Consider the following 13,270-nt stretch of genomic DNA (forward strand, 5'->3'; position numbering starts at 1 on the left):
GGTGACCTGTCCGGTGACCAGGGTGGCGTGGGGCTGGTCTGTGGCCAGTGCGTCCAGGCCCGCGAGGAGTTCGGTCACCGAGCCGCCCACGACGGCGGCCCGCTGCTCGAAGTGGGTCCGGCCGTGGGTGAGGGTGTGAGCCACCGCCGCCGCGTCCACCTCCTCCTGCCCGGTGTGGCGGATGTGCGTGGCCAGCCGGGCGGCCTGCTCGCGCAACGCGGCCGCAGTCTTCGCCGACACCGGCCACACCACCGGCAGACCAGACTCCTCCTCGGCCTCCTCCACCGGCTCCCCGACCGGCGCCTCCTCGAGGATGACATGGGCGTTCGTACCGCCCATCCCCCACGACGAGACTCCGGCGATCAGGGGCCGGTCGGGGTGCGGCCAGGGACCGGTCTCCGTCTGCACGCGAAGCCGCAGCTCGTCGAGCGGGATCTGGGGATTGGGGGACTCGAAGTTGAGGCTCGGCGGCAGGGTGCGGTGCTTGATGCTGAGGGCGGTCTTGACCAGCCCGGCGATCCCTGCCGCGCTCTCCAGGTGGCCGATGTTGGTCTTGACGGAGCCGACGTGGATGGGGTTGTCGGCATCGCGCTCGGTGCCGAGGGCGGCGCCGAGCGCGGCCGCTTCGACCGGGTCGCCGACGGGGGTGCCGGTGCCGTGGAGCTCTACGTACTGCACGTGGTCGGCGGGGAGCTGAGCATCGGCGTAGGCGAGTCGCAGAACGCGCTCCTGGGCCTCGGCGCGCGGGGTGGCGATGCTCGCGCCGCCGCCGTCGTTGTTGACGGCGGAACCGCGGATCACGCAGTGGATCGGATCGCCGTCGGCCAGCGCTTGGGCGAGGGGCTTGAGCACGACCACGCCGCAGCCCTCGCCACGAATGTAGCCGTTGGCGCGGGCGTCGAAGGTGTAGCAGCGGCCGTCGGGGGAGAGGCCGCCGAGCTTGCCCGCCGTCACGGTGCTCTCGGGCACGAGGTTGAGGGTGATGCCCGCGGCTATGGCGAGGGAGGACTCGCCGCGTCGCAGGCTCTCGACGGCCAGGTGCACAGCGACGAGGCTGGAGGACTGCCCGCTGTCGACGGTGAGGCTGGGGCCGGTGAGGCCCAGGTGGTAGGAGATGCGATTGGCGAGAATGCTGCGCTGGGTGCCGATGAGGCTGTGTCGGGAGATGGCTTCCAGGCCGTTGTCGCGCAGCAGGGTGGTGTAGTCGTCCCACATGGCGCCCACGAACACCCCGGTGGCGGTGGTGCCGAGGCGCTCAGGGACGACCCGTGCGTTCTCCAGGGCCTCCCAGGCCAGTTCGAGCAGCATGCGCTGCTGCGGGTCCATGGCCTGCGCCTCGCGGGGGCTGATGCCGAAGAAGTCGGCGTCGAACCCGCGGACATCGCCGTCGTCGAGGTAGCCGCCGTACCGGGTGGTCACCTTGCCGGGTGCGCTGAAGTCGCTGTCGTGGAGTGACGAGGCATCCCACCGAGTGGGGGGCGTTTCCGTGACCGCGCTCGTCCCGGAGCACAACAGCTGCCAGTAGGCGTCCAGCCCTCGAGCCTGCGGCAGTCGGCATGACATGCCGATGACAGCGATGGCTCGCTCACGTGGGTCTCGGATGGCCTCTGCGGCAGAGGTCGTGGGGAGCCCGGGCACACTGGAGTTCACGCTCAACCGCCCTTGTGATGAGGAAGACGTGACCGCAACGCTTGACCGCGGCGGCCCTTGATCCGGCAGATGCGTCCGGCTGACCCGAGCAGGGTCCGTCGGCGCCCCAAAGAGTTCCTTGGCGGCGCCTAAAGCCGAGGGAGGAGCGCCCGGGTGCAGGGCCGTGTCGGCGGGCGGTGCCCTCAGCGTTGATGGAAAGCAGGAATTCCGCATTTCTCACTCAGGGTTACGGGATGCCTTGCTGTTCGGCGATCACGTTGTGCCAAGAGTTGGCAGCCTCTGCCACAATTTCATGGTAGGTTGCCTGAGGGCGGTCCGGGCCACCGGTAGCCCTCGTGGGCGTGTCCATGGACTCGTATCGCGGAGGGGTGTTCAAGTTGCTGATTGAACGCGAGGCCGAAGTACGTGCCTTGAGAGCGGCGTTCTTCGACTCGGAGTCTTCCCGAAACTCGGTCGTGCTGATTGAGGGCCCCGTCGGTTGCGGAAAAAGCGAATTGCTGCATTTCGGTATCGAGCAGGCGGTGCACCATGAGGCTTTCGTCCTCGAAGCCTCTGGTTCGTACCAGGAACGCAAGTTGTTCGCCGGAATATTACGTCAGTTAGGCGGGGCCGATATTCACCATGATATCCGCGACCGGCTCTGCAGGCTCGTGGATTCGGCTGCCGACCACGCGGCGGTCGATGGCACGGATTTCCGCATCGACGATCCTTTCTGGTCCCGTGTGATGCACAGCGCGTTCGTCGATCTCAGTGAACTGGCCCAAAGGCGGCCCGTTGTCATCGCGGTAGACGACCTGCATCACGTCGATGAAGTGTCCCTGCAGTTCCTCAAGTACCTGGTGCGCCGTTCACGCGGCTCACGACTCTCCTTCCTGCTGACGATCGCGCTGCACCAGAAGCCGAGAGACAGCCTGTTCGAGGCGGAGCTGCTGCGTCAGCCCGCCTTCGCCCGACTGTCCGTAGGCCCCCTGAGCCGGGACGGCGTGGCACGCCTGCTGGACGGCAGGTGCGCGGCTGCCTCGTCGCGCCGTGCGGTGGACGAGATGTGCGCGCTGACCGGCGGGAACCCTCTGTTGCTGCGGGCCGTGACCGAGGAGCGCAGCCGGGAAGGGGCCACGGAGGATATCGATGCCTCATCGGGGCTGCACCCGGGCGGGCTGTTCACTCAGGCGTTGCAAACGTGCCTCGTCGAGAGCGGACCCGAAGTCACGGACATCGCCGCGGCGTTCGCAGTGCTCGAATCGGGCGCCTCCGTGCGCCGGGCCGGCCGGATGCTGGGCATCGACCGGCATGCCGCCGAGCGGGGTGTGGCCTGCCTGCGCGCCGCGGGCCTGGTCACCGACAGCTCGTACCGGCACGTCGCCGTCCGGACGGCCGTGTACGAGGGTCTCGCGGCCGACCGCCTGGCCGAACTCCACCAGCGCGCCGCGGAACTCCTGCACGACGAGGGGGAGTGTGTCTCCGTCGTCGCGGACCACGTGGCGGCCTGCGGCAGCATCCGCCACCCTTGGGGCCTGCAAGTCCTCGTAGAGGCCGCGGAGAGCGCCCTCGGCGCGGACCGGGCCGAGCATGCCGTCGGCTACCTGGAAGCGGCGGTTGACATGTGCGGCGACGACCTGCGCCGCGCCGAGATCCGGGTCCGGCTCGCCGAAGTGGTCCACCGGGTTAATCCCACGGCGGCCGAACCGTTCCTCGACCAGGCTCTCGCCGCCGCGCGGCGGCACCAACTGTCGGTGCTGTCGCTGGAGAGCCTCGCCCGTATGGTGCGCTCCCGGGGCTATGTCACCGAGAGCGCGCTTACCGCGGGCTGGCTGAGCGAGGCCGTGATCAGCAGCGAGGCCCGGCCGAAGGTCGGCCTGGAGGCCGAAGTGCCCAAGCTGTCCCTGCCGGCCGAACCGCGCCCGCCCCGTCGGCGTGCGGCGACGCTGCGTGGCTCACGGCCCACGATCGCGCTGAACGAGGCCGAGCGGGAGTTCCGGATGAGCCTCGCGCACGCCGCGGCGGAGCCCGCGCTGCTGGCGACGACGGCTCTGTGGACCCTGCCGGGCTGGGGCGCCGACGCCGGACTGGCGATTCGGGTCGTCGGCAGCTACCCGAGCACGCGCTCCTACTTCAGCGACATGGAGCTGCCCGGGATGCTCAACGTGGTCAAGGCCCTCGCCTTCGCCGACCGCTCCGATGCCGCGACACGCTGGTGCGAGGCGCTGGCCGACGAGTGCAACTGGCGCGGAGCCCCGGGATGGCGGGCCTGGGTCAGCGCCGTCCACGCCGAAGTGCTGCTGCTGCAGGGCCGGTTCGCGGAGGCCGAGGAAGAAGCCGCCGAGGCCCTGGCCGACGTACCCCCGGGGGCGGACAGCGCTTACGTGGCCGGCCCCATCGCCTGCCGGGTCCTCGCCGCCACGGCCACCGGCCGGTACGAGGACGCGTCCCGGTATCTGAGCCAGAGCCTGCCCGAACGCGTGCACCGTACCGTCGATGGCTTCGGGTACCTGCGCGCAAGGGGCCGCTATCTGCTCGCCATCGGACACGCCCAGGCCGCGCTGGACGACTTCCTGCGCGTGGGACGCCGTGCTGCCGGGTGGGGCATCGACCGGCCGGAGCTGATCCCCTGGCGCATCGACGCGGCCGAGACCTGGCTGCGCCTCGGCGAGAAGAACGAGGCCGAACGCCTCATCACCGAACAGGCCGCGGCCGTGGACGTCAGCAACGCCCACACCCGCGGGATGATCCTGCGCCTGCGCGCATCGACGGCCGAGCCGCCCCTGCGGCGGCGGCTGCTCACCCGTGCCGTGGGGGAGCTGCAGCGGTCCGGTGACATCTACGAACTGGCGAAGGCGCTGGTGGATCTGGGCCACGCCCACCAGGCCATGGGCGACCGGAGCCTGAGCGAGCCCGTCCTGGAGCGCGCGTGGCGGCTGGCGAACGAGTGCGGTGCCAAGGAACTGTGCGAACAGCTCCGCGGCCCCAGCGTGGAATTCGAGGGAGAGGACGATGCCCAGTCCAAGCTCAGCGAGTCGGAACGGCGTGTGGCCTCCCTCGCGGCCTTCGGGCACACCAATCGTGAGATCGCTTCGCAACTGCATGTAACGGTGAGCACAGTCGAACAGCATCTGACCCGCGTCTACCGGAAACTGAACATCGCACGGCGCCAGGAACTGCCGCCTCAGCTCCGGCTTCCCACGAACCAGGTGGCCTGACCACCTGTCAATTGATTTTTTCAGAATGTGAAAGGCCCTGGTATCCGGCTGCTGAGATACCGGGGCCTTTGGCGTTGATGTCATAGAAACCTGGGCGCAACAGCGTCTCAGGGGTTTCTCGAGTGAGATTGTAGGGGGAGGGGTGGGGTTGGCTCGTGCGTGTGCATGCGCCAACAATAAGACGTACGACTGTGAACCCGAAGATCTCAAGATGGGGGATGGCATGCGCTACGAGATCCTGGGCACTTTCCGCATCGTGGACGAAGGGCGTGAGGTCACCATTGGTGCCCGAAAAGTGGAGACCCTGCTCACGGCCCTACTCGCCAGTTTCGGTGAGACCGTTCCGTCGGGGCGGCTGATCGCCGAACTCTGGGGGAACAAGGCGCCGCGGCGGGCGAGCGCCGCACTCCACGTCTATGTATCGCAACTGCGAAAGATATTGAAAAGGGACGGCAGCGACGCCAGCCCCATCGTCACCACGCCGCAGGGATACATGCTGACTCTGGGCGGTGACGAATTCGACGCACACGAATTCCAGACCTTCGTCGAGGAGGGGCGGCGCAGGGCCCGCCAGGGGCGCCACGCCGAGGCCGTCGACATGTTCGAACGCGCGCTCGCGCTGTGGCGGGGGCCGGCCCTGCTGGATCTCTGCGACGGCCCGATCATCTACGGCTACGCGTCGCGCCTGAACGAAGTCCGCCTGGGGTGCATCGAGCTACTGGTCGAGTCCAGCCTCGCCCTCGGATGGCATCGGGAAGTCATCGGCCGCCTCTACTCCCTGGTCGCCGACCACCCGCTGCGCGAGGCGTTCCACCGCTACCTGATGATCTCCCTGTACCGCTCCGACCGGCGAGCCGAAGCGCTCGCCGTCTACCAGAGGGCCCGCGAGACCCTCCGCGCCGAACTCGGCCTGGAGCCCTGCCAGTCCCTGCGCGATGTGCACCAGGCCGTACTGACCGACACCAGCATGCTCGTCGGCGGGACGAGGGTGTGATCCCGTCCCGCCGAGACCGAGCCATCGGATGATCAGCCAGGAATCCCGAACCATGTCGTGAGCGCCTCGGTCAGCCCGTCGACTGCGTCGTCGTCGGTGCTGACCCAGGCCACGAACCCGTCGGGCCGTACCAGCAGCCCCGCCGCGTCGACACCGTCCACCGGACCTGCCGCCACCACGGACACCCGGTCCTGCCAGCCCTTCACCACGCCGGCCGCTGCGGCATTCCCGCCCGCCGACAGGTCGAACAGGACCCCACGGGCCCGATGCAGCGGATGTGTGCCCGCGGCGGTAACCGCGGACCCGAGCAGAGCCTTCGGAACGCGGGCACCCAGCAACGGATGAGCCGTCTCGGCCGGCCCCAGCGGGTACCGGACGTTCGTCACACGGGTGACGAAGTGCCGGTTGGCGTCGTCCAGTTCGATGAGCTCGCCGACCAGCCGGCGCAGTCCCGGCGAACGCTCCAGGCTCTGCATGATCTCCAGCTGTGCCTGGCCGTGCCCGCAGGCACGCTCCCCGACGGGGTGCCGCTCGGCGCTGTAGCTGTCGAGCAGCCCCCGCGGCGCCCAGCCGTTGAGGTCGGCGCCGAGCTTCCAGCCCAGGTTCACGGCATCGTGGATCCCGGTGTTGTGCCCGTGGTTGGCGTGTACGAAGTGCCGGTGCGCGGCGTCACCGGCGAGGAACACGTTCCCCTTCCGGTAGTCACGCGCATGCAGCGTGGTACCGCCGTAGCGGTGCGCCCAGCGCAGGTTGTGGAACTTCATCTCCTGGCCGGTGACCCGGCGGATGCTGCTCGTCAGCTCTTCCAGCGTCACCGGCGTTTCGGGACCGTCGGGCCGCGCGTCGAACTCGATCGACATGACCCGGATGACGTTCTCCTGGAACGGCCAGATGCAGAAGATCCCCCGGGCGTTGACATCGGTGACGAAACCGGCCTCCGCGCCCTCCGGCAGCTCCACGTCACCGAAGATGCCGTAGTACGACACCGGACTCTCGTCGCAGGCGAATTCGGCCAGCTCCCGGGTGGTGCTGAGCGGCCCGTCCGCTCCGACGAGATAGCGGCACGGCAGCGTGTACACCTCGCCGCCCTCGCCGCCCGAGCGCACCGTCACGGTCACGGCGTCCTCGTGCTGCTCAACGCCCACGACCTCATGGCCGCGCCGCACCTCGACCCCGAGTTCGGTCGCGCGCCGGGTCAGCACCTCCTGCTGAAGGCGCTGCTCGATAATGACCGTGAAGTCGTCGCCGGACCGCGGTACGTCCAGCCACAGCATGGAGAAGTGCAGCCGCGGCCACGGCTCGAAGTCACTGCCGAACTCGGGCAGGAGTCCGCGCTGTTCGAACGCCTCGACGGCCCGCGGATGCACCCCCAGGTTGTGCGAGTGGTCACCGATTCGGGGCTCGCGTTCCAGGACGACGGCCGGCACCCCGGCGAGCCCCAGTTCGTGCGCGAGCATCATGCCCGTCGGACCGCCCCCGGCGATCACCACGGTGCGGTCCGGTGCGGCCGGAATCTGAGGTGTGGCCGACGTCTTCGACGTACTCATGGAGCGGTCCTTCCGGGAAGAGAACGGTGGTGGAGAAGCGCCCCGTGGGACAGGACGCCCGACAGGCGGTCGAAGAACTCCTCCATGCCCGCGTCGCGGGGAAAGAAGTGACCGCCCGGGAACACGTGGACGTCGCAGGACACCAGGCTCTGCCCGACCCAGGCCGACGCCTCCGCCGCGGAGACCAGTGGATCGTCCGAACCGGTGAACACATGCACGGGACACGGCAGCGGATCGGCGTCCTCGGGACGGTGACTCGCGCACAGCGCCAGGTCGTCCCGGACCAGTGACACGGCCCACTGCAACCACTCCGGATGGCACAGCAACTGCCGGGACAGCCCACCGATGCGGACAAGCCACTCCACCAGCTCGCCCTCGGACAGATCCGGCACATCCCGCAGCCCTTGCGGTTGCTGCGGCGCCGGATGCGCGCCCGCCAGCAGCATCACCGGCAGCGAGCGGCCCGCCTCGGCACGGTGCCGGATCAGCCGATAGGCGATCAGGGCGCCCATGCTGTGCCCGTACAGCGCGTACGGCTGCGATCCGGCGGCGGACAGATACGGGTCCAGGGCCCGGTCCAGCTCCGGCACCAGGAGGTCCAGCTCCCGCACCCGTGGCTCGTGCACCCGTCGCTCACGCCCCGGCAGCTGCACGGGTACCACGTCCGCCACGGGCCCCAACTGGGCCTGCCAGCCACGGAACCACGACGCGGCACCGCCCGCGTGATGCAGACAGAACAGCAGTAGCCCGGCCTCAGGATCGGGCTGCCGAGTCAGATACGGACTCAGCGGCGCCGTAGCGGTGTCGGAAGCCGTGTCGGAAGCGGTGTCGACACCCGCAGGCACCATGAAGCGCGGAATCACGATGTGACCGCCATCTCGTACAGATCCAGCAGGCTGGTCGACTCCAAGGCCGCGGGAACGGCGATGCGCCGCTGAGTCTCCCGCTCGAGCAGCACGAGCAGGGACAGCAGAAGCACCGAGTCCCACTTCGGCAGCGCGTCGAACGGAGCTCCGACGGTCTCCCGCGTCACCGGAATACCGAGCTCGCCGTTGACCAGCGATACGAACTCATCCACGCTCTTCATCAGTTGTCTCCCTCGTGCCCGTGGTGGAGGTCGCCGAAGTGCTCGGTGAGAGCCACGTGTCCCGGCGCGTCGGCAATCTCGCCGAGGTCGTGGCAGAACGTGGCCGAAGCCTCATCCCTGTCCAGCCTGTCCAGCCTGTCCAGCCTGTCCAGCCTGTCCAGCCTGTCCAGCCTGTCCAGCCTGTCCAGCGGCACAAATCCCGCCCGCTCGTAGAAGTCCGCCACCTTCCCGTTCTTGGCCGTGCGCACGTACCTCCCCGTGACCGCCCGCGCACCGCGCCGCTTCGCGTACCGGAGTACGGCCGACATACAGCTCTGCTCGATGCCACGGGAGAACACCCGGCAGCTGAGGAGGAAGTTGTGCAGCACCGCGGTGTCGCCCTCGAAGCGCAGGAAGACGGCGCCCACGATGCCGTTGTCGCCGAACCGGTCCGAAGCATGGACGGCGAGCGCCAGCGCGGCGGAATCCGCGCACCACTCCCGGACGTCGTCCGGCTGGAGACGGTGGCCCGTCATGTTGAACTGGTTGGTGCGCAACGTGATCTGCGAGATCCGGGGCACGTCCCGCTCCTCGACCGCGCTGAGCCGTACGGTGACACCCAGCTCGCGCAGGTAGTCGTCGAGCGAGTCGAAGTCGTTGAGGAAGTCCTGGCGCACCAGCTCGTCGCGGTAGCGCTCGGGACGCTTGCGGTCCTCGCTGGTCAGCTCCCGCGCGGTGAACCAGCCGTCCCGCAACAGCCGCTCCCCGTGCAGCGCCGGCTCGTCGTCGATGTCGACAACCGCCACCTCCGGGAGCTCCCGGCGCACCAAACCGCGCTCGTAGGGGCTGTCGTCCACGAAGACGAAACTGTCGACACCGATGTTGAGGTCCGCCGCCAGTTGGCGCAGGTTCTCGTGCTTCGGCCGCCAGTTGGCGACCACCCGCACAAAGTCGTCCTCGCGCAGGGTCATACCGGGATGGTCGCGCAGCACCTCGCGCACGGGCTCCAGGTCGTTCTTGCTCACCGCGGCGAGCAGTACGCCCTGCGCGGCGATCTGCCGCGCCACCCGCTGGAAGGCCCGGAACGCCTCACCGCGGTACGTGTCGGCGACCTCGATGCCCTCGGGGCCGTCGTCCCCCAGGATCCCTCCCCACACCGTGTTGTCGAGGTCCAGGACAAGGCACTTGCGCAGCCGCCCCTTGATCATCCGGGCCAGATGGCCGACTTCCCGTGCGTACGAGCCCAGGGTCTCGGGCGACAGGTGGGCCTTCGCGTAAAGGCTCAGCCGAGTGTCGGCCGCCGTGCACTTCTCCCGCTCGGCGTCGTTCACAGCGTCGAGGTCGAGCACGACCAGTGAGGGATGGGCATCCGTAAGACGCAGCAGCCGGGCGTTGGCCTCCCGCCATACCGCACCCGCACGAGCCCGCGACCTCAGGTCGACCAGCTGCGCTGTCAGGGCGTACGGCAGCGGCATCGTGTTGAGGACGAGCGTCCCGCCACCGGCCGTGTCCCCGAACCGCGCCACCAGGCCTTCCAGCAGCCGAAGCTCGGCGTCGAGCACATGGGACAGGTCCTGCACCGTCCACGGGCTCGGCAGTTTGTCGAGCACGACCCGAGGATCCAGCACACATAACGTGAGGTCGGGTCCGTGCGCGTACAGCCCGCTGGAAGGGTCCGTCAGGTCGAAGACATAGCTGTCGAAGTCGGACAGTCTCGGCACAGCCCACAGGCCGTGCCGGGCCAACTGCCCGGCCAGTGCGGGTACCAGCGCGTTGAGCGTGCTGTGTCCGGTGATCGCCACGCGGACCGTCGGCAGCGCGGGATGCGCCCGCAGCACGTCGTCGGAGTCGAGCCCGGCGAGCACCCGACCGGCCCGCGCCAGCTCCGCGTCGGTCGTCGAGGCCAGCAGGGCGAGCGCCTGCGGCAGCTCGTCGACGACCCGGTCCTCGGCACACAGCGCCCAGAACGTGGCGAACGCGTCCTCGGAGGGGAGGGGTGATGACGCTACGGGGATGGACGTAGTCATGGGAGCAGACGACCTCTCAGACCTTCTCCAGGGCATAACCGGCTTTGATCCACTTGCTCGACTCCACAGCGATCCCGACGGCCCGGTCGCCGTCGGCCATCTGCGGAAGGAGCTGCTCCAGTTGGAAGAAGGGCAGCGCGTTGCCGGTGTTGGAGATCTCCGACACGCACGAGATCTCCTCCGCCCCGGGCACGTTCAGCTCCTCGACGATCCGGCCGGTCATCTTCACCGACAGCTGCGGCGGCAGCAGGTAGTCGACGTCGGTCTGGTCCCAGCCGAGGTCGTCCAGCAGCTCCCGCAGGATCTCGGCCGACATGACCGGCACCGATTCCTCGATCGCCTTGTAGTCCTCGCTCACCGCCTGCCGCGCCGACCCGCGGTCGATCAGACCGAACCAGTCCACCGTCTGCCCCGGAGGCCGGCCGAGACCGGTGAGCCGGTTCAGCAGCCTGCGCACGACCAGGGTCTCCGGGATGTCGTCCGTGGTGAGTACCGCGGCTCCCGCCGCATCCCCGAACAACAGCAGGTTCACCAGCTCATCCGGAGCCATCTTCTTGACGTCGACGGACAGGTCGTAGTGCTTGGCGCACACTTCGCCGCCTATGACGAGTGCGTGCCGGCGTCCCTCGGCGAGCAGCATCTGCCGGCCGAGGTCCATCGCCTGGACGGCACCCGTGCAGCCCGACTGGAGCTGGTACGTCGGCACCTCGTTGATCCCGAGCCGGTCCGCGATCATGTTCACGGTCGTCGGCATCAACTGGTCGGGCATGGCGGTACCGAGCACCATGACATCGACGTCGCCCGGCTCAAGACCCGCGTTCTCCAGCGCGCCGCGGGCCGCGGCCTCACCCAGATCGGTGAGTGACGAGACCACCTCGCCACTCTCCAGATCGACGGCGAGATGCCGGGTGCTCGCGCCGATGAACGCTTCGATCCACTGTTCCCAGAGTTCGTCCAATCCGAACCGTCGGGCCAGCGCGGCATTGTCGAGGAGCGGTCCCGGCAGGGCCGTACCGACCGAAAGAATCCGTGTGTCCGTGCCGTCCATCCGGTCCTCTCCCACAGCGGTGGTGACGTACAGGGATTGCGGCAGCGAAGGCGCTGCCCGGCCCATCGTCGGGACCTGGGCTTAAGCCTCCCTAAGTGGCCGCTGGGCTTTAGGACCCGTCAAGGGCTCCCTTAGCTGGCTCGGCGATGTTGCCAATGCTGCGGGTTGATGCCACGCACGCCCCCGGCACTCCGCTCCTGACACGACCGAGCTACCGGTCCGCGTCCGCCCCCGAGGGAATGGCTGCAGATGGCGAACACGAACGAAGGAAAGCTCCGCGATTACCTCAAGCGCGTCACGGCCGAACTGCACCAGACGCGGGAGCACCTGCGCGCGGCCGAGGCTCGCGGGAAGGAGCCGATCGCGATCGTGGGCATGAGCTGCCGGCTGCCCGGCGGAGTGACCTCACCCGAGGGCCTCTGGCAGCTGCTGTCCGACGAGGCGGATGCCATCTCCCCCTTCCCCGCCGATCGCGGCTGGGACCTGGACGCCCTCTACGACCCCGACCCCGACCGCTCCGGCACCTGCTACGCCCGCAGCGGCGGGTTCCTGCATGAGGCGGGCGGGTTCGATGCGGGGTTCTTCGGGATCAGTCCGCGTGAGGCGCTGGCGACGGATCCGCAGCAGCGGCTGCTGCTGGAGGGCGTGTGGGAGGCGTTCGAGCACGCCGGCATCGACGCCGAGAGCGTGCGCGGCACCGACACCGGTGTGTTCGCCGGTGTCATGTACGACGACTACGGCGTGCGCCTGCACTCCGCTGAGCTCCCCGAAGGAGTCGCCGGATACGTCGTCAACGGCAGCGCCGGAAGTGTGGCCTCGGGCCGGGTGTCGTATGTGTTCGGGCTGGAGGGTCCGGCGGTGACGGTGGACACCGCGTGCTCGTCGTCCCTGGTGGCCTTGCACCTGGCGGTGCAGGCGCTGCGCAACGGCGAATGCGGTCTCGCGCTCGCAGGCGGTGTCACCATCATGGCCACCCCCAGTACGCTCCAGGACTTCAGCCGCCAGCGGGGGCTGGCGCCCGATGGCCGCGTCAAGGCGTTCGCGGGCGCCGCGGACGGTACGGGGCTGGGCGAGGGTGTTGGTGTCCTGGTGCTGGAGCGGCTGTCGGATGCCCGGCGGCGGGGGCATCGTGTGCTGGCGGTGGTACGGGGTTCGGCCGTGAACCAGGACGGCACCAGCAGTCAGCTCACCGCGCCGAACGGTCCGTCGCAGGAGCGGGTGATCCGGCAGGCGCTGGACAGCGCGCGGCTGGCTGCGTCCGACGTGGACGCGGTCGAGGCGCATGGGACGGGTACGAAGCTGGGTGATCCGATCGAGGCGCAGGCGCTGCTGGCGACGTACGGGCAGGGGCGTGACGGTGGGGAGCCGCTTTGGCTGGGTTCGGTTAAGTCGAACATCGGGCATGCGCAGGCGGCTGCGGGTGTGGCGGGTGTGATCAAGATGGTGGAGGCGATGCGGCGTGGTGTGCTGCCGCGGACGCTGCATGTGGATGAGCCGACATCGCATGTCGACTGGGAGGCGGGGCAGGTACGGCTGCTGACGGAGGCCCGTGCATGGCCGGAGGCGGATCGGCCGCGGCGGGCGGGTGTGTCGTCGTTCGGTATCAGCGGTACGAACGCGCACGTGATTTTGGAGCAGGCGCCGGTCGAGGAGCCGGTGGAGGAGTCCGAGGAGGAGTCGGGTCTGCCGGTGGTGTGGCCGGTGTCGGGGAAGACACCGGTGGCGTTGCGGGAGCAGGCGG

General features: G+C 69.1%; 9 protein-coding genes. 3 read left to right on the plus strand and 6 right to left on the minus strand.

Annotated elements, in window-relative coordinates; genetic code table 11:
• On the minus strand, window positions 1–1,602 hold a 1,602-nt coding region (locus tag ACWDSL_RS47045), incomplete at its 3' end, for a type I polyketide synthase (RefSeq protein WP_450495098.1).
• Window positions 1,603–1,997: 395 nt separating this feature from the next.
• Between ACWDSL_RS47045 and ACWDSL_RS47050 the strand changes: the two genes are divergently transcribed.
• On the plus strand, window positions 1,998–4,847 hold the full coding sequence (locus tag ACWDSL_RS47050) for a helix-turn-helix transcriptional regulator (protein ID WP_450495085.1): 2,850 nt from the start codon (window positions 1,998–2,000) through the stop codon (window positions 4,845–4,847).
• Window positions 4,848–5,058: 211 nt separating this feature from the next.
• On the plus strand, window positions 5,059–5,841 hold the full coding sequence (locus ACWDSL_RS47055) for an AfsR/SARP family transcriptional regulator (RefSeq protein ID WP_450495087.1): 783 nt from the start codon (window positions 5,059–5,061) through the stop codon (window positions 5,839–5,841).
• Between the two features lie 32 nt (window positions 5,842–5,873).
• Here the strand turns inward: ACWDSL_RS47055 and ACWDSL_RS47060 are convergent, their stop codons facing one another.
• From ACWDSL_RS47060 to ACWDSL_RS47080, 5 genes are read right to left on the minus strand one after another with little or no spacing between them, the layout of a single operon-like run.
• The gene (locus ACWDSL_RS47060; RefSeq protein ID WP_450495089.1) at window positions 5,874–7,388 is read right to left on the minus strand and encodes an FAD-dependent monooxygenase; all 1,515 of its coding nucleotides are present in this window, start codon (window positions 7,386–7,388) and stop codon (window positions 5,874–5,876) included.
• Complete coding sequence (locus ACWDSL_RS47065) at window positions 7,385–8,236, minus strand: thioesterase II family protein (RefSeq protein ID WP_450495091.1); 852 nt, start codon at window positions 8,234–8,236, stop codon at window positions 7,385–7,387. Before ACWDSL_RS47065 ends, ACWDSL_RS47060 begins: the two co-directional genes overlap by 4 nt.
• 11 nt (window positions 8,237–8,247) lie before the next feature.
• A complete protein-coding gene (locus ACWDSL_RS47070) occupies window positions 8,248–8,475 on the minus strand; it encodes an acyl carrier protein (RefSeq protein ID WP_450495092.1) in 228 nt (75 codons plus the stop codon).
• Window positions 8,475–10,481 carry an HAD-IIIC family phosphatase gene (locus ACWDSL_RS47075; protein WP_450495093.1) on the minus strand — a complete coding sequence of 669 codons (2,007 nt, stop codon included), beginning with the start codon at window positions 10,479–10,481 and terminating at the stop codon, window positions 8,475–8,477. The genes ACWDSL_RS47070 and ACWDSL_RS47075 overlap by 1 nt, the downstream gene beginning before the upstream one ends.
• Window positions 10,482–10,497: 16 nt before the next feature.
• Window positions 10,498–11,529 (minus strand): 3-oxoacyl-ACP synthase III family protein, encoded by a 1,032-nt coding sequence (locus ACWDSL_RS47080; RefSeq protein ID WP_450495095.1) that lies wholly within the window; start codon window positions 11,527–11,529, stop codon window positions 10,498–10,500.
• A gap of 249 nt (window positions 11,530–11,778) precedes the next feature.
• On the opposite strand from ACWDSL_RS47080, the gene ACWDSL_RS47085 reads away from it, so the two are divergent.
• Window positions 11,779–13,270 (plus strand): type I polyketide synthase (locus tag ACWDSL_RS47085; protein WP_450495097.1); only part of this gene is annotated, 1,492 nt, incomplete at its 3' end.

This window comes from Streptomyces sp. NPDC000941, assembly GCF_053599555.1.